21 protein-coding genes are annotated in these 21,278 nt (G+C 74.0%); 3 read left to right on the top strand and 18 right to left on the bottom strand.

All coding sequences use genetic code 11. The annotated features are described in order from the left end of the window. Positions 1-6 precede the first annotated feature (6 nt). The 18 genes from EDD54_RS11650 to EDD54_RS11565 all read right to left on the bottom strand — a co-directional run bounded on the left by EDD54_RS11650 (position 7) and on the right by EDD54_RS11565 (position 18,280). Complete coding sequence (locus tag EDD54_RS11650) at positions 7-726, bottom strand: ABC transporter ATP-binding protein (protein WP_126541332.1); 720 nt, start codon at positions 724-726, stop codon at positions 7-9. Continuing rightward, positions 710-1,477 (bottom strand): ABC transporter permease, encoded by a 768-nt coding sequence (locus EDD54_RS11645; RefSeq protein WP_126541331.1) that lies wholly within the window; start codon positions 1,475-1,477, stop codon positions 710-712. Before EDD54_RS11645 ends, EDD54_RS11650 begins: the two co-directional genes overlap by 17 nt. 5 nt (positions 1,478-1,482) lie before the next feature. Next, the gene (locus EDD54_RS11640; RefSeq protein WP_208112180.1) at positions 1,483-2,289 is read right to left on the bottom strand and encodes an ABC transporter permease; all 807 of its coding nucleotides are present in this window, start codon (positions 2,287-2,289) and stop codon (positions 1,483-1,485) included. Further along, complete coding sequence (locus EDD54_RS11635; protein WP_165645171.1) at positions 2,286-3,170, bottom strand: ATP-binding cassette domain-containing protein; 885 nt, start codon at positions 3,168-3,170, stop codon at positions 2,286-2,288. Before EDD54_RS11635 ends, EDD54_RS11640 begins: the two co-directional genes overlap by 4 nt. Before the next feature lie 128 nt (positions 3,171-3,298). Then, positions 3,299-6,709: a hypothetical protein gene (locus tag EDD54_RS11630; RefSeq protein WP_126541329.1), complete on the bottom strand. Its 3,411-nt coding sequence runs from the start codon at positions 6,707-6,709 to the stop codon at positions 3,299-3,301. Positions 6,710-6,751: 42 nt separating this feature from the next. After that, positions 6,752-7,207 (bottom strand): c-type cytochrome, encoded by a 456-nt coding sequence (locus tag EDD54_RS11625; protein WP_126541328.1) that lies wholly within the window; start codon positions 7,205-7,207, stop codon positions 6,752-6,754. A gap of 7 nt (positions 7,208-7,214) precedes the next feature. Further along, positions 7,215-8,162: a YncE family protein gene (locus EDD54_RS11620; RefSeq protein WP_126541327.1), complete on the bottom strand. Its 948-nt coding sequence runs from the start codon at positions 8,160-8,162 to the stop codon at positions 7,215-7,217. A gap of 2 nt (positions 8,163-8,164) precedes the next feature. After that, positions 8,165-8,698: an SRPBCC family protein gene (locus EDD54_RS11615; protein WP_126541326.1), complete on the bottom strand. Its 534-nt coding sequence runs from the start codon at positions 8,696-8,698 to the stop codon at positions 8,165-8,167. Continuing rightward, a complete protein-coding gene (locus EDD54_RS11610) occupies positions 8,695-9,747 on the bottom strand; it encodes a VWA domain-containing protein (RefSeq protein ID WP_126541325.1) in 1,053 nt (350 codons plus the stop codon). The genes EDD54_RS11615 and EDD54_RS11610 overlap by 4 nt, the downstream gene beginning before the upstream one ends. Next, positions 9,744-10,346, bottom strand: coding sequence for a hypothetical protein (locus EDD54_RS11605; RefSeq protein WP_126541324.1), 603 nt, complete (start codon positions 10,344-10,346; stop codon positions 9,744-9,746). The genes EDD54_RS11610 and EDD54_RS11605 overlap by 4 nt, the downstream gene beginning before the upstream one ends. Next, positions 10,343-11,374, bottom strand: coding sequence for a vWA domain-containing protein (locus EDD54_RS11600; protein WP_321184099.1), 1,032 nt, complete (start codon positions 11,372-11,374; stop codon positions 10,343-10,345). The genes EDD54_RS11605 and EDD54_RS11600 overlap by 4 nt, the downstream gene beginning before the upstream one ends. Then, positions 11,371-12,267 (bottom strand): nonribosomal peptide synthetase MxaA, encoded by an 897-nt coding sequence (locus tag EDD54_RS11595; RefSeq protein WP_126541323.1) that lies wholly within the window; start codon positions 12,265-12,267, stop codon positions 11,371-11,373. Before EDD54_RS11595 ends, EDD54_RS11600 begins: the two co-directional genes overlap by 4 nt. Positions 12,268-12,270: 3 nt before the next feature. Beyond that, positions 12,271-13,137 carry a DUF58 domain-containing protein gene (locus tag EDD54_RS11590; RefSeq protein ID WP_126541322.1) on the bottom strand — a complete coding sequence of 289 codons (867 nt, stop codon included), beginning with the start codon at positions 13,135-13,137 and terminating at the stop codon, positions 12,271-12,273. After that, a complete protein-coding gene (locus EDD54_RS11585) occupies positions 13,134-14,159 on the bottom strand; it encodes an AAA family ATPase (RefSeq protein WP_126541321.1) in 1,026 nt (341 codons plus the stop codon). Before EDD54_RS11585 ends, EDD54_RS11590 begins: the two co-directional genes overlap by 4 nt. A gap of 210 nt (positions 14,160-14,369) precedes the next feature. Then, positions 14,370-14,663, bottom strand: a complete 294-nt coding sequence (locus EDD54_RS11580; RefSeq protein WP_126541320.1) for a methanol dehydrogenase [cytochrome c] subunit — start codon at positions 14,661-14,663, stop codon at positions 14,370-14,372. A 153-nt stretch (positions 14,664-14,816) separates the two neighbouring features. After that, complete coding sequence (moxG, locus tag EDD54_RS11575) at positions 14,817-15,353, bottom strand: cytochrome c(L), periplasmic (RefSeq protein WP_126541319.1); 537 nt, start codon at positions 15,351-15,353, stop codon at positions 14,817-14,819. 38 nt (positions 15,354-15,391) lie between these two features. Further along, positions 15,392-16,228, bottom strand: a complete 837-nt coding sequence (gene moxJ, locus EDD54_RS11570) for a methanol oxidation system protein MoxJ (protein ID WP_126541318.1) — start codon at positions 16,226-16,228, stop codon at positions 15,392-15,394. A 162-nt stretch (positions 16,229-16,390) separates the two neighbouring features. Then, positions 16,391-18,280, bottom strand: coding sequence for a methanol/ethanol family PQQ-dependent dehydrogenase (locus EDD54_RS11565; protein ID WP_126541317.1), 1,890 nt, complete (start codon positions 18,278-18,280; stop codon positions 16,391-16,393). Positions 18,281-18,685: 405 nt separating this feature from the next. On the opposite strand from EDD54_RS11565, the gene EDD54_RS22990 reads away from it, so the two are divergent. The 3 genes from EDD54_RS22990 to EDD54_RS11555 are packed head-to-tail and all read left to right on the top strand — an operon-like array spanning position 18,686 to position 21,272. Next, positions 18,686-19,192 carry a hypothetical protein gene (locus tag EDD54_RS22990; protein WP_166653446.1) on the top strand — a complete coding sequence of 169 codons (507 nt, stop codon included), beginning with the start codon at positions 18,686-18,688 and terminating at the stop codon, positions 19,190-19,192. Further along, on the top strand, positions 19,189-20,631 hold the full coding sequence (locus tag EDD54_RS11560; RefSeq protein WP_165644838.1) for a histidine kinase: 1,443 nt from the start codon (positions 19,189-19,191) through the stop codon (positions 20,629-20,631). The genes EDD54_RS22990 and EDD54_RS11560 overlap by 4 nt, the downstream gene beginning before the upstream one ends. Next, positions 20,628-21,272: a response regulator transcription factor gene (locus EDD54_RS11555; protein ID WP_126541315.1), complete on the top strand. Its 645-nt coding sequence runs from the start codon at positions 20,628-20,630 to the stop codon at positions 21,270-21,272. The genes EDD54_RS11560 and EDD54_RS11555 overlap by 4 nt, the downstream gene beginning before the upstream one ends. The last annotated feature ends 6 nt before the right edge of the window (positions 21,273-21,278 follow it).

The following is a 21,278-nucleotide window of genomic DNA, read 5'->3' as shown; positions in this document are numbered from 1 at the left end:
TGCGCGTCAGGCGACGAGGTCGGGGTGGTCCCGCATCAGCGCGGCGCGGACGCGTTCGACGAAGCCCTCGTCGCGGGTCTCCTGCGGCTCCGGCAGGTCGATCTCGGCGACGACCCGGCCGGGGCGCGGGGCGAGCAGCAGGATGCGCTCGGCGAGCTGGATCGCCTCGCGGACGTTGTGGGTGACCATCAATGTCGTCGGCCGGCGGCTGCGCCAGATCGTGAGCACGAGCTGGCGCAGCCGCAGCGCGGTCAGTTCGTCGAGCGAGGTCAGCGGTTCGTCGAGCAGCAGCAGGTCGGGCTCGATGGCGAGCGCCCGTCCGAGCGCGACGCGGCGGGCGAGGCCGAGCGAGAGCTCGGTCGGATAACGCGTGGTCAGGCCCTCCAGGCCGAGCTCGGCGACGAGCGGCGCGGTGTCGAAGGCGGCGGGACGGTCGAGACCGAGGCGGAGGTTGTGGTCGACCGTGCGCCAGGGCAGGAGCCGCGGTTCCTGGAACACGAAGCCGGCGCGGGTGCCCGGCGCGACCGCGACGCGGCCCTCGAAGTCGTGGTCGAGGCCGGCGAGGATCCGGAGGCTGGTGGTCTTGCCGCAGCCGGACGGGCCGATCAGCGCGGTGAAGCCGCCGGCCGGCACGGCGAGGCGGAGGTCGCGCACCGCCTCGACGGCGCCGCCGCGGCCGCCGCGATAGGTCTTGGCGGCGATGTGGAGTTCAACGGAGGTGGACACGCCAGCGGTTCGCCCTCTGCTCGATCGGTTGCAGCACCGTCACCTCGATCGTCAGCATCACCAGCACGAAGGCCAGCGCATAGGCGAGGATCGAGGCGACGTCGAAGAGCTGGAAGAACATCGAGAGCTGGAAGCCGACGCCGTTGGACCGGCCGAGCAGTTCCACCACCAGCACGATCTTCCAGACGAGCGAAAGGCCCGAGCGTGCCGCCGCCGCCAGATAGGGCCGCAGCTGCGGCAGCACCACGTCGGCGAGCCGCCGGCGGAGCGGCAGTCGGAACGCCCGCGCCATCTCGTCGAGGGCGGGATCGAGCGCGCGCGCGCCCTCGCGTACGGTGACGATGACGTTCGGCAGCTTGTTGACCGCGACCGCGCCGATGGCGGCGGCCTCGGTCAGACCGAACCAGACGTAGGCGAGGATGATCACCACCAACGCCGGCAGGTTCAGGAGCACGACCAGCCAGACGTCGAGGGCGCGGTCGACCGCCCGCGAACGACCCATGGCGAAGCCGACGGCGCTGCCGACCGCCATCGCCAGCACGAAGGCGGCGACGACGCGGGTGAGCGTCGCGACGAGATGGCGGAGGAGGTCGCCCGAGGCGGCCTCGCGCGCCATCGCCGCCGCGACCGCCCACGGCGGCGGCAGCGCGCGGGCGTCGGTCAGGGTCGAGGCCAGCGTCCAGGCCGCCACGAGGGCGAGGCCGGAGAGGACCGCGGTCGCGGCGCGCGGCAGGGGGCGGGCGGCGGCCATCGGCGTCACCCCGCCGCCCGGACGCGGGCCTGGAAGCCGCGCGTCGGGTCGTAGCCGCGCACCGCGGCGGCGAAGACCACCGTGCCGGTGACGAGCACGAGGCTGGTCATGGTCCAGTTCATGTCGGCCCAGAGCGCGTGGCGGAGCAGTTCGACCGCATGGCCGAACGGGTTGACGAGGCAGATCCACCAGACCACCTCGGAGGTGGCGCGGATCTTCCAGAGCGGATAGAGCGCCGACGAGAAGAAGAAGGCCGGGAAGATGACGAAGTTCATCACGCCGGCGAAGTTCTCGAGCTGGCGGATCGTAGACGACAACAGCATGCCGAAGGCGCCGAAGGTCATGCCGGTCAGCACCAGGGCGGGCAGGACGGCGAGGTAGCCGGCGGTCGGCGCGCGGATGCCGAGCAGGGCGGCGACGGCGAGGAAGGCGTAGACCTGGGCGATCGAGACCACCGTGCCGGCGACCAGCTTGGCGAACAGCAGGAACGGCCGCGGCAGCGGCGCGGTCAGCAGCACCCGCATCGAGCCCATCTCGCGGTCGTGGACCATCGAGAGCGAGGACTGCATGCCGTTGAACAGCTGGATCATCGCGACCAGCCCCGGCACCATGTAGACCTCGTAGCCGACGTAGGAGACGTAGGGCGGCTGCGGCGGCAGGCCGACGATCTCGCGGAAGCCGGTGCCGAAGGCGATCAGCCAGATCAGCGGCCGGACCAGGGCGGACAGGAAGCGCTCGCGCTGGTGCACGAAGCGCAGGAGCTCGCGGCGGACGATGGCGTTGGCGGCGAGGGCGTAGGCGCGCACTGTCACGGGGCGTTGCTCCCTGCGGCGGGATCCCGGCCCGGGCCGGGCGCGGTGAGGCGGTCGTAGGCGGCCGAGAGATCGGCGGCGGCGGTGGCGGCGACCACGCCGGCGACGTCGCCGGTGGCGACGACCCGGCCGGCGACCAGCACCACGAGGGCGTCGTCGGGCTCGACCTCGTCGATCAGGTGAGTGGTCCAGAGCACGCCGATGTGGCGTTCGCGGGCGAGCCGGTGGACGCGCGCGACGATGGCGCGGCGTGTCGGCACGTCTAGGCCGACGGTAGCCTCGTCGAGCAGCAGCAGTTCCGGCCGGTGCAGCAGCGCGCGGGCGATCTCGACGCGGCGGCGGTGGCCGCCGTTGAGGTCGCGGACGCGGTCGTCGATCCGGTCGAGGACGCCGATCGCCTCCAGCTCCTCGCGGATGCGGGCGTCGGCGGTGCGGGTGCCGAGGCCGTGCAGGGCCGCGAAATAGCGCAGGTTCTGGCGCACGGTCAGGTCGGCGTCGAGGGTCTCGCTCTGGAACACGACGCCGAGCGGTGCCAGCGCATCGGCGCCGTCGCGGCCGGCGTCGCGGCCGAGGATGCGGACGGTGCCGCCGGGGGCGTCGAACAGGCGTGTCACCAGCGAGAACAGCGTGGTCTTGCCGGCGCCGTTCGGCCCCAGCAGCGCGGTGAAGACGCCGCGCTCGACCCGGAAGGCGACACGGTCGAGCACCGGGCGCCCGCGGTAGGCGAAGGAGAGGTCGGCGACCGCGAGCGCGGCGGGCTGGGCTTCGTCGACCGGTGCGGCGGCGGGAGCCGCCGGTGCGGACGCGGCAGACGCGGCGGGTGCGACGACCTCCTCTCCCGCCTGGTCGCGGGCGGGCGGCCGCGCGGCGGCCTTCGCCACGGCCTGCCGACGGCGCGGCGGACCGGAGCGCACGGGCCGCGGCGGCGTCGCGGCCGTGGGACCAGCGCCCTCGCCGGGCGGCGCGGCCGGCACGGCCGCCTGTGGTTCGTCGTCGCTCTCGCGCCGCGTCATTCGCAGCGTCCTTCCACGATCGCGGTCTCGGCCGGGCCGCTGCGGTCGGTGCCGCGGTAGTCGAGGTGGCAGCGCCGGCCGCCGACGTCGACGGCGCGCGGCTCGCCGCGGTCGAGGCTCGCGACCTTGGCGCCGTCGATGGAGACGCGCAGGCCCGTGCGGCTCGGCGAGATCATCTCCAGGCGGAGCGCGACCGTGCCGGCGAAGAAGGCCGCGGTCTCGCCGGGCGCGATGCGCCGCGTCTCCGGCGGGATCGGCGCCGCGGCGACGACGCCGCGCAGGCCGGTGCCGCAGCCGACGCGGAGTGCGAGGCGGTCGTCGTCGCCGATCCGCTCCAGCACCAGCGCGCAGTCGCGGCCCTCGACGCGGAGCGGCGACGGGGCGCCGACGTCGAGCGTGCGTAGGACGCCGTCGACCGCGATGCGGGCGGCGTCGCGCCGCGGCGCGATCATCGACAGCGCCAGCGCGGTGCGGCCGTCGAACAGCGACACCGGCCGGCCGTAGCCGAGCTCGACGCGGCGCTCGGCGTCGGCCGGCACGGGCGCGCGCTCGAAGGCGCCGGCGTCGCAGGCGGTCTCGACGGTGGCGCCGCTGCCGCTCGCACCGACGAACGCGACCTGGCAGGCACCGCGGCCGACCGGCACGGTCAACGGCCGGCCGCGTTCCAGCGTGCCGAGGCCGGCCTCGGCGACGGCGATGCGCAGGGCGCGGCGGTCGGGCGCGACCATGTTGAGGGCGAGCGGCAACCGCCCCGCCTGCGCCGTCACCGGGCGGGCGACGACGAGGTCGACGCGCTCGGTGCGCACCGGCACGAAGGCGGGACCGGCGAGAGCGGCATCGTCGCAGGCGGCGGTGACCGTCGCCCTGTCGCCGTCGCGGCCGCGGAACACCAGCTCGCAGGCGCCGCCGCCGCTGGCGAAGCGCAGCGGCCGGTCGCGCTCGGCGGTGACGAGGTCGCCGCCGTTGGCGGCGATGCGGATCGCCTCGCCGTCCGGCGTCACCATCGAGAGCCGGAGCGCGAGCCGGCCGCCGAGCAGGCGGGCGTCGCGGCCGGGCGCGAGCGCGACGCGCTCGGTTGCGCCGGGCACCAGCACGTCCGAGGCGAGCGCGGCGCCGTCGCAGGCGGCGCGGATCCGCGCGGCGCCGGAGGCGGCGGTGCCGACGTATTCGACCGTGCAGGCGCCGTTGCCGAAGGCGAAGGACGACGGCGCCGCCCGCTCGACGGTGGCGAGGTCGCCGCCATTGACGGCGACGCGCACGGCCTCGCCGTCCGGGGCGATCATCGACAGGGCGACGCGGACCTTGCCGCCGAGGAGGCGCGCCGCCGCGCCGGGACGGATCTCGGCGATCTCCTCGCCGGCGGCGCGCGCCACGGTGGCGGCCATGGCGCCGGCGTCGCAGACCGCGCGGACGCGGACGCCGCCCGCCTCGGCGCGCAGCGCCGTCAGGCCGCAGCGGCCGTCGCCGACGCGGAATTCGGCGGTGCCGCCGATCGCCGTGGTGACGAGGCCGGCCTCGTTGATCGACCAGCGCACCGCCTCGCCGTCCGGTGAGATCATCGAGAGCACGACGCGGACGCGCTCGTCGAGCAGGACGGTGCGCGCGCCGGGCTCGACCAGCGCCCTGACGGCCGCGGCGGCGCCGTCGCGGCCCGACAGCGACGCGGGGCCGGCGAGGCGGCCGGAGCAGGCGGTGCCGATGTCGGCACCGTCGGGGCGGACGGCGAGGACCGCGACGGCGCAGAGCGTGCCGGCGACGTCGACGACCTCGACGCCGCCGACGGGAACCGCCTTCATCACGCCGCCGTCGACCGAGAGCCGGACGGCGTCGCCGCGCGGGGCGGACGGGCCGACGTAGACGTCGAGCAGTCCGCCGAGGAAGGTGGCTGTGCGGTCGGTCGGCACGGCGGTGCGCCGGTGCGGCGCGAACGTCGCCTCGACCTCGGCTTCGGCGACGAGCCGGCGCCCGGTCTCGCCCGAACAGGCGGCCGACAGCCGGGCGGCATCGCCGACGGTGCCGAGGAAGGCGACCGAGCAGGAATCGCCGCCGACGTGGACCACCGCCGGCACGCCCTGTTCCAGCGTCTCCACCGGGCCGCCGGCGAGACCGGCGCGCAGGGTGCCGCCGGCCGGCGACACCATCGACACCGCGACTTCGAGCCGGCCGCCGGCGAAGACGGCACGGTCGCCGCTGCGGACGAGCCGCTCGACCGGCGCGGAAATCTCGGTCGGCGCCGGCGGCACGGTGCCGACGCAGTTGCCGGAGACGACGGCGCGACCGTCCGAGACCCCGGTGAGGACGACGGCGCAGACCCGGCTGCCGAACGGCACCTCGACGGAGGTGCCGAGCCGCAGCGTCAGGGGATCGCCGCCGGCCGGAACGATGGTGGCGGTGGAACCGTCCGCGGCGAGTGCGGCGAGCGAGACGTCGAGACGCCCGCCGATCTGCCCGCGCTCGCCGATCGCCAGGGCGACGCCCGCGCCGGCCGATGGCGGTTCGACCGCCGGCGGGGCGCTCGGCGGCGGCGCGGTCTGTTCGCGCCAGACCATGACCACCAGGAAGGCGACCAGCAGCCCGGCGCCGGCACCGAAGCCGAGGCGGGTCCACAGTCCGGAGCCGACGGCGGCGGGGCGGCCGTCGCCGGTGCGCGGCGGGGCGGTTCGGCCGGCGACGGCCGCGGCGGCGGATCGGACACCGGCCGCGCCGGCGACCGCGGCCCGGCCGGCGAGACGGGCGGTCGCGGCTGCGGATCGGCGAAGGAGACGGGCGGCCGCGACGCCGGCCGGCCGGGCGGTCCGGCGCAGGGCGCCCGTGGCGTCGGCGAGGCTCGCGGCGAGGGCCGCGACGCGATCGGAGCGGGACGCGGCGCCGACGGAAGCGGTGGCGGGCGATCCGGAGGACGCAGCGGCCGCGGCCAGCGGCCCGGGCGATGCGTCGCCGGCGGCGCGGTCGACCCGGGCGGCGGTCGCCGAGGCTTCGGCCGGCGCATCGGCAGCGGCCGGCGCGGTGGCCCGCTTCGCGCGCGGACGCGGTGCGGCGGCGGGACGATCCGGGACGGCGGTCGCCGTGTCCGCGGTGATCGCGGCGGCGGCCGTCCGGCGCCGCGGCCGGGGGGTGGTCGCCGCGGACGCGGCGCCGGCTTCGGCGGGGACGGCCGCGGAGCTCGACGGATCGGCCTCGGCGGCGGGCGGCACGGTCGGATCGGCCGGGACGGGAGCGGGTTCGGTCGCCGCCTTGCGCCTGCGCGCTCGGACCGGCTCGACCGCGGGCACGGCTTCGGCGGGCGCGGATTCGCGACGCGCGCGACGGGCGGGCGAGCCCGCCTCGGCGGCGGTCGGCACAGCGGCGCGACGGCGCGGCGGCGCGGGACGGCGGGCTTCGGTGGTGTCGTCTTCCGTGTCGGCCATGGTGCGGCATCCGATGCGCGGCGGGGGATCCGGAGATCGGCGTCAGTCGGGTCGGCGGTACTTGGCGTGGCAGCCCTCGCAGACCGCCTCGTATTCGTGGAAGGCGTAGGCCATCTCGTCCTTGCCCTGGCGGGCGGCGAAGGCGAGCTGGACCGAGGCCTTCTCGAGATCGAGCAGGCGGCCCTCGAAGTCGGCGCGGTTCTGGAAGATCGCCGGCAGCGCGGCCGACGGGCCGCCGGCCGAGCCGTCCGGGAACAGCTTCGGCATCAGCGCCGTCGCCTCCAGCACCTGCTTGACCGCCTCGTCGACGGCCCCGACGTCGAAGGCGGTCTCGCCGGCGACCATGGCGCGCGGCACCTTGGTGGCCTTGATCATCGACACCATCAGGCGCTGGCGCGCCTCGACCACCGTCTCGGCGCCGACGGCGACCGGCGCGAGCGCCGCGGCGAGGGCGAGCACCACGGCGAGGCGGAGCGACAGGGGAAACACACGCGACATCACGGCACTACTCCTCGACCGCGGGCAATGCGGCCAGCATGCGGGGGCCCTTGGGCACGGGGACGTGGCTCACCGAGCGGCCGTCGAAGCCGACCAGCGAGACGGTGTCGGAGAACCAGTTGGCGACGGCGAAGGCGCCGACCGCCGGCAGCGCGACCACGCCCTCGGCGTAGTCGCCGACGGTGGCCGCCCCGGCCGGCGCCAGCGAGCGGGCGTCGATCAGCACGAGCCGGCCGCCCTCCTGGTCGGTGACGGCGATCCGGCCGCCGTCTGGGCTGATGGCGACGCCGTAGGGCATGCCGCCGATCGGGATGCGGGCGATCTCGCGGCGGAAGGCGAGGTCGATCACCGAGAGGTCGGAGGACTGGACGTTGGCGACGTAGAGCCGGCGGCCGCCCGGCGCCAGCGCCGCCGCGAAGGGCGCGCGGCCGACGTCGACGGTGGCGACGACCGAGAAGTCGGAGAGATCGACCACCGAGACCTGGTCGGCCTCGCGGTCGACCGTGTAGGCGAAGCGGTCGTCGGGACCGACCACCACCGCCGACGGCGCCTGGCCGACCGCGACGGTGCGCGCCGCGCCGCCGGCCGGATCGACCTCGGTCAGCGTGTCGGCGCTCCAGTCGGTGACGAGCAGGCGCCCCGCGGGCCGGACCGCGAGCCCGAACGGCTGGCCGCCGACCGCGAGGGTGCCGGCGCGCGCGAAACCGTCGAGGTCGACGACCGCGACGGCGCCGACCTCGGGCTCGCTGACGTAGGCGCGCCGCCGCGCGGCGTCCACCACCACCGCGGCCGGCGCCTTGTCCAGCGCCAGCCGTGCGGTCTCGGCGCCTTCCCCGTCGCGGCCGGTGACGACACCGGCCGCCTGACTGACGACGACGAAGGCCGCCGGCCGCGGCGCGGCGACGGCGGGAAACGTCAGCGTCAGGGCGAGGAGGACGGCGGCGGGCGCGCGCATGGTCACTCCATCGCCTTCTTCAGGCCGGCGAGGCCGACCTGGAAGAACTCGGTCATGGCGGCGACCGCGGCCTCGTCGCTCAGCTCCGGCGGCGGCTCGTTGGTGGTGTCGCCGCGATAGAAGCGGCCCTCCCATTCGACGTGGCAGGACGGACCGGCCTCGGGCCGGCTCACCACCATCTTGGCGGTGTAGAACGACACCGGCAGCGCCTTCAGGTTCTCCTTGGAGAGCCGGTAGGACATCGACTGCATGTCGCCGTTGACCTCGTCGAGCTTCTCGACGACCTCTTCGCCGTTCGGCAGCGTCAGCGTGCGCGTCGAGCCGCGTTCGGAGGCGCCGTGCGCCTCGACGGCCTTCAGGCCGGGGTGCCATTTGCCGATCGAGCCGAAGTCGCGGAGCGTCGACCACACCAGCTCGCACGGCGCGGCGATGTCGATCGCCTCGTCGACCTTCTGGGGCGTCGGCCCGTGGGCCCGGGCGGAGGGAACCGCCGCGACGGCGGCGAGGATGGCAGCGACGACGAACGACTTCTTCAAGACGACACCTCTGATGGTGCGGAAACGGCGGCCGACGGCCGCACGGTGGGGGAACGGGTGGCGGGCGGGCGCCACGGCCCGCGCAAGGCGGCGGCCGTGGGCCGCAACGCCGCGGCGACGCCGGCGAACGCCAGCCGGGCGACGGCGAGGCCGGCGAGCACGAGCGCCGCCGCCCCGGCGAGCGGGGCACGGTCGACGACGGTCTCGACGGGATGGGGCCGGGCCGCGGCGGAGACGGCCTCGACCAGTTCGGCGGGCGTGCCGAGACGGGCGTAGGCGAGGCCGGTCTCGTCGGCGAGCCGGACGAGATGGTCCTCGCGCAGGACCGCCAAGTGCTCGGTGCCGGCGGGCATCTCACCGAAGGGGTTGTTGCGCGGATGCCAGCCGGGCCGGTTCTCGGCACCCGGCGGCGGCGGCCCGACGCGGGATTCCTGCGGTATGTCTTCCATGGTGTAGAAGCCGGCCTCGCGGCCGCGGTCGTCGAACTTCGGGATCGGCACCGGCACCGTGCCGCCGACGCCGACGACGAGACCGCGAACCGTACCCTTGGCGCCCTCGAAGGGCGGCCCGCCGGACCAGGGCAGCGGCGGCGCCTCCTGGCCGTCGGAGAGGAAGACGAGGTCGTAGTCGCGGGCGGCGGCGAGGCCGAGGGCGTGGTGGAGCCCGTCGGCGACCCGGCTGTCGCCTTCCCAGGCCATGCGCCAGTCGAGATTGGCGATGGCGGCGGCGATCACCGGATAGGTGGCGCAGACCTCGATCGGCTCGAACAGCACGAAACTGCGCCGCTCGGTGAAGATCGACAGCCCGACCCGCGAGCCGCAGGTCAGCCCGGCGACGAAGGCCGGCAGCAGGCGGCGCAGGTGCGCGAGGCGGCTCTCGGGCACGCCGGCGTCGTCGTAGTCGCGCGCGTTCATGCTGCCGGTGACGTCGACCGCCAGCATGACGTCGACGGTGTCGACGACCCGGCGTTCGGTCGGGCCGGCGGCGGCGACCGCGGCGAGCACGGCGGCGACGGCGAACAGGACGAGGCGGAGCGGCGGGCGTCTCACGGCAGCCCCTCCGGGATGCCGGGCAGTTCCGTCCACAGCGACTTCGGCCGCTCGCCGGGCTCCTCCTCGCCCTCCTCCGCGCCCGGTTCGGGAAAGTCGCGGACGAGGCGCATGGCGAGGTCGACGTCGACCTTGAGGTCGAAGTCGTCGGGCGCGAGCGCGAGGGCGGCGCGCAGCACCTCCTTGGCGACGCGAACCTCGGCGACGGCGGCGTCGACGTCCTGGCGGTCGACGGCGTCGAAGGCGCGGACGAGCCGGGCCGCGCCGAGATCCTGCAGATAGGCGGCGACGAGGTCGGTCCGGCCGGTCGCCTCGATCGGCCCGCGCAGCCCCTCGCCCTCCTCGACCATCCCGCGCGAGAGCAGGAACTGCGCCCGGGCGAGCAGCGGCTCCGGCCGGGCGGTGGCCGGGTCGACCGCGACGTCGCGGCCGGCGGCGAGCCCGCGGATGGCGTCGTTGGCGGCCTTGTCGGCGACGACCTCGGCGACGAACCACGCCGCGACGGCGAAGGCGAGCACGGCGATCGCGACGAGGCCGGCGCCGATCGCCCCGCCGGCGAGGCGATCGCGCAGGTGCAGGGTGCGCGGGCGTCGCGTCATCGCGCCCCTCCCCGCCCGAACGGTGGCAGCGGCACCGTGCCGGCCGGAACCAGGGCGCGCTCGAACGCGACCGCGGCGCCGAGCAGCGCCAGGGCCAGCGCCGCGAGGCCGTAGAGCCACGGCGCAAGGTCGGTGCGCGGCGTCCGCTCGGCATAGGTGATCGGGCGCCGTTCGAGCCGGTCGATCTCGGCGATCGCCTCGCCGATCGCCTCGGGCGACTGCGCCTCGAGCGCGCGATAGGGAATGCCGAGCGAGGACAGCAGGATGTGGAGATGGCGCTCCGGGCGGGCGCGCGGGGTGTCGTCGGACCGGTTCTCGGGCACGCCGAAGAGGCCGTAGGAGCCCTTGGAGCGGATGAACAGCCAGTAGAGGTTGACCGGCGTGCGCTTCACGGCGGCGCGCAGCGCGTCCTGGACCTCGCGGCCGACGACGCCGGCACCGTCGGAGATCAGCACCAGCGCCCGCGATTCCGCGGCGGTGGAGTCGCCGAACATCTCGAGGGCGAGGATCAGGCCACGGCCGACGTCGGTGTAGGCGAGGCCCGGCAGGTCGATGGCGTCGAGGGCGCCGCGGACGGCGTCGAGCCGGTCGGTGATCGGCACCACCATCATCGGCGTGGTCGAGAAGGCGGCGACGCCGATGCGGTCGCGCGGGCGGCGGTCGACGAAGTCGCGCACGAGGCGGCGGGCGGCGGCGGACTTGGATTCCTCGTCGCCGCTCGGCAGACGGTCGGCGAAGCTGTTGTCCATGCTCGACGAGCGGTCGATCAGCAGCACCACGTTGGCGCCGACGCCGCGGCGTTCGACCGTGCCGCCGCCGAGATGCGGGCCGCCGAGCGCCAGCGCCAGGGCGGCGATCGCGACGACGCCGAGGGCGCGGAGCGCCGCCGCGGTCGCCCGCGAGGCGCGGTCGGCCGGCACCAGCCGGATCGCAGGATGGCCCGACGGCGCGGCCGGGCGAACCAGCAGCGGCAGCAGCACCAGCGGCAGCAGCAGGAGCGCGACGAGCGGGCGGTCGAAGGCGATCACGGCCGCCTCCGTTCGACGGCGGCGAGGTCGTCGGCGAGCCGGCCGATCGCCTCCGCGCCCGGCTCGGACGGCACCGCGCCGGGCGCGGCGAAGAACGCGGCGCGCGAGGCGTCGAGGAAACCGTCGATGCCGACGCGCAGCGGCGCGAACTCCGGCCGGCGCGCCAAGAGCGCGTCGACGTCGCGCGGCAGCATGCGCCGGCCGAGCGCGGCGTCGAACGCACGGTGCAGCGCGATCAGCGCCGCGCGCCGACCCTCGGCGCCGCCGGGCCGGACCAGGGCGCGGCGGACGGCGCGGGCGGCGCGGCCGAACGGGCGGTCGCGCCGGGCGAACGGCCCGAGGCCGCGGTGCCAGCCGAAGCCGAGCATGGCGACGATGCCGACCGCGGCGGCGGCGGCGGCGCGGACCTGGTCCGGCCGGGTGTCGACGACCGCCACCGGCGCGGCGGTGCGGACCTCGCCGGGCGCGCTCGGCGCCATGATCTCGCGCAGCGGCGCGGAGACGAAGCTCCAGGACGGCACCGTCGCCGCCTCGCGCCCGCCCGGACCGACCATGGCGAGGTCGACGGCCGGCACGACGAGCCGCTTCGGCTCGAGCGGGGCGTAGAAGGTCTGGTAGACGAGGTCGAGGCGCAGCCGCCGCTGCCCGGCCGATGCGCCGAGGTCGACGAGCGCGACCGAGCGCAGGTCGAGCCAATAGGTCACCGGGCGCGGCTTCGGCAGCGAGGCCGGATCGATCGTGGCGCCGTCGTCGACGAGGATCTCGGCCGAGACGCGCAGCACGTCGCCGATCCACCAGCCGTGGTCGCGCGGCGGTGCGAGCACGACGACGGGCGCCGCCGCGGCGGGCGCGGCGGCGAGGACGGCGAGGAGCACGGCGGCCGGCGCGCGCATCGCTCACGCCCCTCCTGCCGCGAAGGCGTCGACCAGCGCGGCGACGTCGATCTGGTCGACGATCTCCACCGGCGAAAGGTCGTGGTCGGCGAACAGCATCGCGAGCCGGCGCCGGCGCTCGGCGGCGGCGGCGGCCTGGGCGCGGGCGAGCGACGACCGCATCAGCACGAGGCGGCGGCCGCCGCCCTCGAGATCGGCGAGTTCGACGACGCCGAAGCGGCCGTCCGGGGCCTCGACCGCGCTGTCGCGCAGCACGACCGGGCGGACGTCGTGGGCGGAGAGGCGGTCGAGCAGGGCCGCGACCACCGAGAGCGGCTGCGAGAAGTCCGAGACCAGGAGCACGACGCAGCGCCCGGCGGGCAGGAGGTCGGCGGCCGCCTCGAGCCGACCGACGCCGGAGCCGGCGAAGGCGATGCGGTCGACCAGCGCGCCGACCTCGGCGGCGAGGCCGCGGCGGCGGCGCGGCGGCCACAGCGCCGCGTCGGGTCCGATGTCGGCGCCGGTGAGGAGGCCGAAGCCGTCCGAGCCGCGCTCGACGGCGCGGGCGAGACCGGCGACGAGGACGCGGGCGAGCGCGCCGCGGTCGGAGCGGCCGACGGTGGCCATCGAGCCGGAGGTGTCGAGCAGCACGACGATCCGCGCCGCCACCTCCTGGCGCTGGCGGCGGACCCAGATGGTGCCGAACGGATCGCGGATCGAGGCGCGGACGTCGATCCGGCGCGGATCGGGATGGTCCATCAGCGGCGACAGCCCGGCGAAGGCGCCGCCGACGCCGACGGTGCGCGCGCCGTGCCGTCCCGGCCGGACCGAGAACAGCCGGCCGCGGGCGGCGATGGCGAGATCGGCGAAGTCGTCCAGCGGATCGGTCATGCCGCCTCCGCCGGCACGGCGACCCGCGCGAAGGCGGCGTCGACCAGGGCGGGCACCAGCCGATCGCGGCGGGCTTCGTAGGCCGGCGCCAGGAAGATGCGGTGGCCCATCACCGCACGGAACACCGCGCCGACGTCGTCCGGGTCGACGAAGCGGCGGCCCTCCAGCCAGGCGTGGGCGCGGGCGGCGCGCACCAGCGCCGAGACGCCACGCGGGCTCGCGCCGCCCTGGACCAGCCGCTCGACCGGCACGCCGGGGATCTCGATGCCGGCCGCAGCCGGATCGCGCAGCGCTTCCCAGAGGTCGAAGACGTAGCGTTCGATCGCCGGGGAGGCGTGCACGGCCCGTTGGATCGCGGCGGCGACCGCGCCGAGTTCGCGGAACGGCAGCACCGCCTCGGGCACCGCCGCGATCAGGGCGTCGGTGTCGTGGAAACGGGTGTCGAACACGAGGCGGCGGCGGATCGCCGGATCGGCCGGGGCCTCCACCGCGATCTCGACGAAGAAGCGGTCGCGCGCCGCGGCGGGCAGTTCGAAGGTCTCCTCGCGCTCGACCCGGTTGCGGTCGGCGAAGACCTGGAGATGCGGGAAGTGCCACTCGCGGCGGAAGGCGCCGATGCTGCGCTCGGCCATGGCGCGCAGCAGGAGGGCGTGGACCTGCGGCCGCGCCCGGTTGATCTCGTTGAAGAAGAAGACGCAGAGATCCTCGCCGTGGGCGAGAATCGGTCCGGGCTCGACGCGCGGACGGCCGTCCTCGCCGACGTGGGCGGCGTAGACGACGTCGTTCGGCATCAGGTCGACCGTCCCCTCGATGCGCTCGTAGGGCCCGCCGAGCGCACGGGCGACCGCGCGCAGCAGCGTGGTCTTGCCGACGCCGACGTCGCCCTCGAGCAGCACGTGGCCGCGGCAGAACACGGCGATGGTGGTCAGCCGCACGGCGCGGTCCTGGCCGACGACCGCCGTCGCCACGGCGGCTTCGAACGCGGCGGCGCGGCGGCGCCAGTCCTCGAGGTCGATCGACATCTCACGCTCGTCCAAGGAACACCGTCTCTCTGCGTGGGACCGGGGACGGGCGCCCGACCGCGAAGGCGCGGTCGAGGGCTCGTGTGGTCCAGGGAGAACGAAAACCGGTCCATCGCGCCGGATCGGACGCCCGCCCCCGGCTCGACGTCGGACGGTCTGCGCTTGCGGACGGGGTGAGGGCTCCCGTCCGCACCGCCCGGCGCGAGGGGATCACTGGGCCGGAATGTCCTTCACGTTGTAGACGAACTTGCCGGTCTTCTTGAAGTTGGCGACGCGGAGCGCGTTGCGCTCCTCCATGGCCTTGATCGACTCCGACTGCTTGTTGAGCTCCATCGGGTCGTGCTGCGGGTCGTACTTGGAGCCCTCGACCTTGTCCGGGTAGCCCGGCTTCGGCTCCCAGCAGTTGCCCGGCGCCTTGCAGTTGGTGCCGTCGTAGGCGGCGGCCGAACCGATGCCGGCGAGCGCGACGACCGTGGCGGCGGCGAGAGTGGCGATGAGTTTCATGTCCGTTTCCTCCTGTTCGACGTCTTGGTCCGGTGACGCCCCGCCCCTCGTTCCCCGGCGGCGGCGCCCCCCTCTGGTGTCGCGGCGCCCCACCCGGTGACGCCGCGGGTCGCGCCGGCCCCCTTCGCCGCCGCGACGGTCGGTCCGCACGGCTCAGCCGTTCGGATCCGGATGGGTCTTCGGGAAGGGCTTGAAGGCGGCGCGCTGCTCGGGCGTGAACCACGTCGCCGTCGCCGGGTCGCCGGTGTAGATGTGGCGGACCCAGGCCATCACGTGCAGCATCTCGTCGAGCGTCAGGTTGCCGTATTGCGGCCCCATCTGCCCCTCGGCCCCGCCGTAGATCGTCCGGAACAGGCCCTCGTCGGTCGCGTTGCCGGGATAGGTCCAGTAGTCGTCGTTGAGGCCGGGGCCGATCTTGCCTTCGCCGAGATGGCCGTGACAGCCGGAGCAGGCGGTGAGGAAGATCTCCTCGCCCTTGCCGAGCGCCTCGGGGTTCTCGTTGTAGGCGTTGACGCCGGTTTCCATGAAGGACTTGACGGCCGGCGTGTCGCGGCCCTCCTCCATGGCCATGGACATGTCGAGCGGCTCGCCCGTGACGGTGTTGAAGAGCCGGATCTGGGCGACCGCGCCCACGGCCAGCGTGGTGGTGGCGACGGCGAGGACGCAGGTTCTCAGGAACCAGGACTGCATCGGTACCTTCTCTTTCGGCGGGGGATCGATGGACGGGATCAGCTGCTCGGCGGCAGCAGGGGAATGCCCTCTTCGGCGAGGATCTGGTCGATGTCGGCGCGGATCTTCGGGAGCGCCGCCTCGATCTCGGCGAGCAGGGCCGTGTCGTCCTTGCGGACGCCGATCGCCTGGTCGTACTGGAGCGGGATGGTCTTGCCGTCGGTGCGGGTGATCGGCCGGTCGATCATCGTCATGCGCATCGGCACCGACGCCGACTTGACGTAGCGGGCGACGTCGGGCGCGAAGGCGATGGCGAGATCCGCCTCGCCGCCGGCGACCTCGGAGACGAGGCGGGAGGCGTCGACCTGATTGTAGGTGTTGCGGTTCGACTTGAAGTCGATCAGGCCGTAGAGGTAGGCGGCGTTGTCCTCCCACTTGCCCGTGTACTTCAGGATCGTCTCGGCCGGGCTGTAGAAGCGGATGGCGAAACGGCTGAAGCGGGTGTCGCGGATCGCCTCCCAGTCGGCGGTGTCGAAGTTCTCGTCCTGGCGGCTGACCATGACGTAGCCGGTGCGGTAGATCGGCTTGGAGGTCGCCAGCCGCTCGTCGCCGGAGTCGACGCCGAGCACGACGTCGCACTCGCCGGTCTCGAGATAGTCGCGGACGATGTAGATCGCGAACTTGTCGGCGTAGACGAATTGCGGCTCGCGGCCCATGGCCTCGGCGAGCTTGACGGCGATGCGGTTCTCGAAGCCGGAACCGTCGGCCGACGAATACGGGGCCTCCTTGGTGGCGGCGCAGATGCGGAGCGGTTCGGCGGCCTCGGCGGCTCCGGCGGCGGCCGCGAGCAGGGTGGCGGCGGCGAGCACCGACCGCGAACGGGCGATGGTGGTCATGGCGGGGTTCCCTCACTGGGCGCTCGGTCCGGCGGATCGCCGCGGTCGCCCGTCGTCTGTCGGATCGTTCGGAACGGTCCCGCCGCGACGCGCGCATGGCCGCGGCGGGGCCGGTGGCACGGCCGCGCCCCTGCGGGAGGGCGCGGCCGCGACCGTCTCGGATCAGCTCTTGTTGGGCTGGTATTCGCCGACGTTGATGTCCTCGGTGTACGGGCTCTTGCCGTCGAGGGAGAACACCATCGTGCCGCCGCCCATCTGGGTGTAGTTGGCGAGTTCCTTGAACGCGCCCACCGCGCCGAGACCGGCGGTCGGGTCCTTGAGGTCGAACACCAGGCCGACGCCCGGCCAGCCGCCGACGCCGTAGTTGATGGCGACGTACTGGATGCCCTTGTGCTCGTAGGTCATCGGATGACCGATGACGCCCGACGGCAGCTTGAACTTCCAGAGCAGTTCGCCGGTGTCGGCGTCGCGGGCCTTGATGAAGCCGTCGAGCGTGCCGTAGAAGACCACGCCGCCGGCCGTCGCCATGGTGCCGCCCCAGGCGGCGAACTTCTCCATGACTTCCCACTTGTACTCGCCGGAGATGGCGTTGTACGCCTTCACCTGACCGAGGCCGAGGTAGTTCTGGCGGTCACCCTTCGGGCCCGGGTACATCCACAGCGTCGCGCCGACGAAGAACTGGCCGGCCCGGTAGGGCAGCATGAACGGTTCCCAGTCCATGCAGATGTGGTTGATGCCCATGTAGAACAGCTGCCGCTCGGGGTCGTAGCTGTCGTGGCCCTGGTTGTGGTAGCCCATCGCCGACGGGCAGATGTCGCGGCCCTTGTGGTCCATGCGGGTCGCGAACTCCGGATCGCGCACCGGCAGGCCGGAGGCGAGCTGGACTTCCTTCACCCAGTTGACCGTGTCGTCGAGCTTGTTGGCCGAGATCAGGTCACCGTTGGTGCGGTCGAGGGTGTAGACGATGCCGTTGCGGTCCGGATGGGTCAGCAGCTTGCGGACCTTGCCGTCCTTGTCCTTCTGCTCGGTGAGCATCATGACGTTGACGCCGGCGTAGTCCCACTCGTCGTGCGGGGTCTTCTGGTAGCCGAACTTGGCCATGCCGGTGTCGGCGTCGCGACCCCAGATGGTCATCGTCCACTTGTTGTCGCCCGGACGCATGGTCTCGTTCCACGGCGCCGGGTTGCCCGAGCCGTAGTAGAAGAGGTTGGTGCCCGGGTCGAAGGCGTACCAGCCCCAGTTGGTGCCGCCGCCGATCTTCCAGGCGTCGCCCTCCCAGGTGGAGAGGCCGAGGCCCTTCTGGCCGTAGTGCGGGTTGGCGACGTTGAAGTCGTCGGCGAGGCGGATCTCCTCGTCCGGGCCGGTGGCGTAGGCGCGCCAGTTCTGCGCGCCGGTCTTGACGTCGTAGGACGTCACGTAGCCGCGCACGCCGAGCTCGGCACCCGACGATCCGACCAGGACGGCGTCCTTGATCACGTAGGGGGCGATGGTGAGCGTGGAGCCGACCTTGATGTCGGAGTTCTCCATCTTCCAGCGCTCGGCGCCGGTCTTGGCGTCGAGGGCGACGATGTGGCCGTCGAGCTGGGTCTTCAGGATCAGCGGGCCGACCTCGTCGTCGCCGGGCCAGTAGGCCAGACCGCGGTTGACCACGTCGCAGCAGGCGACCGAACGGGCGGTCGGATCCTGCTTCGGGCTGTGCTGCCACAGGATCTTGCCCGGATCGTCCAGGGCGATCGCGAAGGTCTTGTTGGGGAACGGCGAGTGGATGTACATCACGCCGTCGACGACCAGCGGCGTTCCCTCGTGTCCGTGCAGCACGCCGGTCGAGAACGACCACGCGGTCCTGAGCTGCTTGACGTTCTCCTTGTTGATCTGCGTCATCGGGCTGTAGTTGGTCTCGCTGTAGTCACGGCCCGTCGTGACCCAGTTCTCGTTGCTCTTGGCGAGCTCGACGAGCTTGTCGTTGGCCGAAACCGGCTGCGCCGCGACGATGCCGGCGGCCAGCAGGGCGACGAGCGACGTCCCGCCCACGGTTCTCCTGAGCAGCTTCATGGGTTTCCCCCGCTAGGTATCCGTTTCTCCCGAGAACGGTCTGCAGTTCCCGCCGTGCAAGGGTCGGACACTCCGGTCCCCCCTCCTCCGATGCACGACGGTGCCCCGTTCCGCCTCGGACGATGTCGCCGGCAGGGCGGCGCGTCTTGAGCAGATTTCCAGGCCGATCCGGGAAGTAGTTCCCGGGCACTCGCGGCCCGGAACAAAGCGCAATCGGCGAGCATCAGCTTTATCAGTAGGTTCCCGCATCGCAACATCAATGGATTAAAACCCTGTAATGACGGTGCGATCGGATGACGCATCTGGCACACGTGCTAAAAGGATACTCTCAGGGCCGACGAAGACATCGCCGCTTTCCGGATTGATGCTTTTCCTTGCGCGACGATGACGAAGGAGAACCGATCGGTGCCGCCGAAACGCAAGCTGGCCGTCTCGCTCGCCGCCCTCGCGCTCTGCGCCGGATGCGGCGACGAGCCCGCGGCCTCCCGCGGCGGCGCGGCCGATCCGCCGACGCGGGCGGAGGGCGAGACCGCCGACTGGCTGGTGCGCGGCGACGATCGCCCGCCGGAGCGTTGGCTCGCCGAGCGCGGGCGCGAGGCGGGCGGAACCGCCGCGGACGAGGCGCGCGTCGCCGCCGTCGCCGCGGCGCTCGACGCCGCCGAGCGGCAGTTCCACGAGCCGCCGCGGATGATCGCCAACCGCGTCGCCCAGCTCGCCGACCTCTCGGCCGAGCGCGGCGAGCCGCTCGCCCCGGAACGCCTCCTCGCCGACCTCACCTTCCCGATGCGCGACCGGCCGACCGGATGGTTCGGCGTCCTCACTCAGGCCTACGTGGTGCTGCGCGAGAACGGCGCCGACCACGCGGGCGCGATCGGCACCCTGCGCACCCGATTCGGAGGAGCCCGCCCATGAGCGGCATCACCGATCCGATCCCGGCCCGACGCCCGACCGCGGTGGCGGCGACCTGGCGCCGGCTGCTGCCGGCCCTGTCCTTCCGCGACCGCATGCTGCTCGCTTTCGCCGGCATCGCCGCCTCGCTGGCGCTGCTGGTCGCCGGCGGTCTGGTCCTCAACGCCCGGGTGGCGGTGGCCGAGGAGGTGCGCTCGTCCTTCGCGGTGGCGCTGCGCTACCTCGCCTCCCGCAAGACCGAGATCGAACAGGCCTATTTCCCCGACAACTACCTCGCCAACCTCGGTCTCGAGGACGGCCGCACCCGCCACGTCCGGGCGATCGCCATCGACGGCGCCGGGCGCGTGGTGCCGCCGCGCGGCCCGGCCGTGCCGCGGGACGACGAGGAGGCCGAGCCGCCGGACTGGTTCGTGGCGCTCCTGGCGATGCCGCCGCTGCGCGAGGAGATCCCACTGGTGTTCAAATCGGGCCAGACCGCGACCATCGTGCTGGAGAGCGAGCCGCACGACGAGATCACCGAGGTCTGGCAGGACTTCCGCTTCATCGTGCCGCTGCTGATCGGCTATTCCGTGCTGCTGACGGGCCTGCTGACGCTGGTGCTCAACCACCTGTTCGCGCGCATCCACCGGGTCACGGAAGGGCTCGACCGGCTCGCCGGCGGCCGGCTCGACACCAGGGTCGAGGCGCCGGGGATCCCCGAACTCGCCGCCATCGCCGGCCGTTTCAACGACCTCGCCGGCGCCCTCGCCGCGCGCGAGGCCGAGAACCGCGATCTCGCCCGCCGGCTGCTCACCGTGCAGGACGACGAGCGCAAGGCGATCGCGCTCGACCTCCACGACGAACTCGGCCCCTACCTGTTCGGTCTGCGCGCCGCCGCGGCCAAGCTGCCGCGCCCGGCGGCGGGCGAGGCGGCCGGTCCCGACGGCGTCGACGCGCTGATCGACCTCGCCCAGGCGATCCAGGCGCGCACCCGGCGGATCATCTCGACGCTCCGGCCGATGTCGCTCGGCGAAGCGACGCTGCGCGAACTGCTCGACGACCTCGTCGCCGGCCTCGGCCGACTGTCGGACCGCTCGGACATCGCCCTCGCCGCGCGCATCCCCGACGTCTCCTACGGCGAGGCCGCCGACATCACGGTCTACCGCTTCGTCCAGGAGAGCGTGCTCAACGCCATGCGGCACGGCGACGCCGCCACCGTGCGCGTCGCCGTGGTCGACGAGGGCGCGGTGCTCGCCGTCACAGTCACCGACGACGGCGCCGGACCGGCCGCCCCCGCGCCGAAGGCCGGCTACGGCCTCGCCGGCATCGCCGAACGGGCGCGTGCCCTCGGCGGCGTCTGGGCGGGTCCGCGCCAGTCCGCCGGCCGCACCGTCACCTCGATCCGTCTGCCGATCGAGCGGCGCATCGCCTTCACCTCCGACAACACCGAGATCCAGCCTTGACCCGCGTCCTGATCGTCGACGACCACCCCATCGTGCTCCAGGGCTGCCGCCGGCTGATGGAGGAACACGGCGCCTGCGCCGTCGAGGTCGCCGAGCGCTTCCCGCAGGCGTTCCGGGCGTGGCGACGCCAGCGCCCCGACGTGATCATCGTCGACATCGGCATGCCCAACCGCACCCTCGCCGGCCTCTCCTTCGTGCGCCGGCTGAGGGCGATCGACCGGACGCTGCCGATCCTGGTCTTCAGCATGCACGGCGAGCCCTCGGTGGTGCGCAAGGCGCTCGCCGCCGGTGCCACCGGCTACGTCCACAAGGACGCCCCGCCGACCGAGATCCTGACCGCGGTCGACCGGGTCCGGCGCGGCGTGCGCTACCTCACCGGCGACCTCGCGCTGCAGGTGGCGCTGGCGCCGGAGCCGGCGGCGCGGATCGAGCTCAAGGACTTCACCCGCCGCGAACAGGAGATCCTGACCCTGCTCGCCGAGGGCCGCTCCTACGGCGAGATCGCCGAGGAACTCGGCATCAGCTACAAGACCGTCGCCAACGTCTCCTCGATCCTGAAGTCGAAGCTCGACGCCGAGACGCTGCCGGAACTGGTGGTCAAGGCGATCGAGCGGACCTCGCAGCGCAGCCGGCGGGCCTGATCGGCC

The sequence above is a fragment of the Oharaeibacter diazotrophicus genome, assembly GCF_004362745.1.
Lineage (GTDB): Bacteria > Pseudomonadota > Alphaproteobacteria > Rhizobiales > Pleomorphomonadaceae > Oharaeibacter > Oharaeibacter diazotrophicus.
The sequence above is the reverse complement of the archived record's forward strand: the minus strand, read 5'-3'. Positions and strand labels throughout refer to the sequence as shown.

What these genes read in the sequence shown, in the direction of transcription:
- EDD54_RS11620 (WP_126541327.1), bottom strand. Translation starts at nt 8,162, where the DNA reads ATGCGCGCGCCCGCCGCCGTCCTCCTCGCCCTGACGCTGACGTTTCCC.
- EDD54_RS11630 (WP_126541329.1), bottom strand. Translation starts at nt 6,709, where the DNA reads ATGGCCGACACGGAAGACGACACCACCGAAGCCCGCCGTCCCGCGCCG.
- EDD54_RS11580 (WP_126541320.1), bottom strand. Translation starts at nt 14,663, where the DNA reads ATGAAACTCATCGCCACTCTCGCCGCCGCCACGGTCGTCGCGCTCGCC.
- moxJ (WP_126541318.1), bottom strand. Translation starts at nt 16,228, where the DNA reads ATGACCACCATCGCCCGTTCGCGGTCGGTGCTCGCCGCCGCCACCCTG.
- EDD54_RS11560 (WP_165644838.1), top strand. Translation starts at nt 19,189, where the DNA reads ATGAGCGGCATCACCGATCCGATCCCGGCCCGACGCCCGACCGCGGTG.
- EDD54_RS11590 (WP_126541322.1), bottom strand. Translation starts at nt 13,137, where the DNA reads ATGACCGATCCGCTGGACGACTTCGCCGATCTCGCCATCGCCGCCCGC.
- EDD54_RS11625 (WP_126541328.1), bottom strand. Translation starts at nt 7,207, where the DNA reads ATGTCGCGTGTGTTTCCCCTGTCGCTCCGCCTCGCCGTGGTGCTCGCC.
- EDD54_RS11595 (WP_126541323.1), bottom strand. Translation starts at nt 12,267, where the DNA reads ATGCGCGCGCCGGCCGCCGTGCTCCTCGCCGTCCTCGCCGCCGCGCCC.
- EDD54_RS11585 (WP_126541321.1), bottom strand. Translation starts at nt 14,159, where the DNA reads ATGTCGATCGACCTCGAGGACTGGCGCCGCCGCGCCGCCGCGTTCGAA.
- moxG (WP_126541319.1), bottom strand. Translation starts at nt 15,353, where the DNA reads ATGCAGTCCTGGTTCCTGAGAACCTGCGTCCTCGCCGTCGCCACCACC.
- EDD54_RS11605 (WP_126541324.1), bottom strand. Translation starts at nt 10,346, where the DNA reads ATGACGCGACGCCCGCGCACCCTGCACCTGCGCGATCGCCTCGCCGGC.
- EDD54_RS11565 (WP_126541317.1), bottom strand. Translation starts at nt 18,280, where the DNA reads ATGAAGCTGCTCAGGAGAACCGTGGGCGGGACGTCGCTCGTCGCCCTG.
- EDD54_RS11645 (WP_126541331.1), bottom strand. Translation starts at nt 1,477, where the DNA reads ATGGCCGCCGCCCGCCCCCTGCCGCGCGCCGCGACCGCGGTCCTCTCC.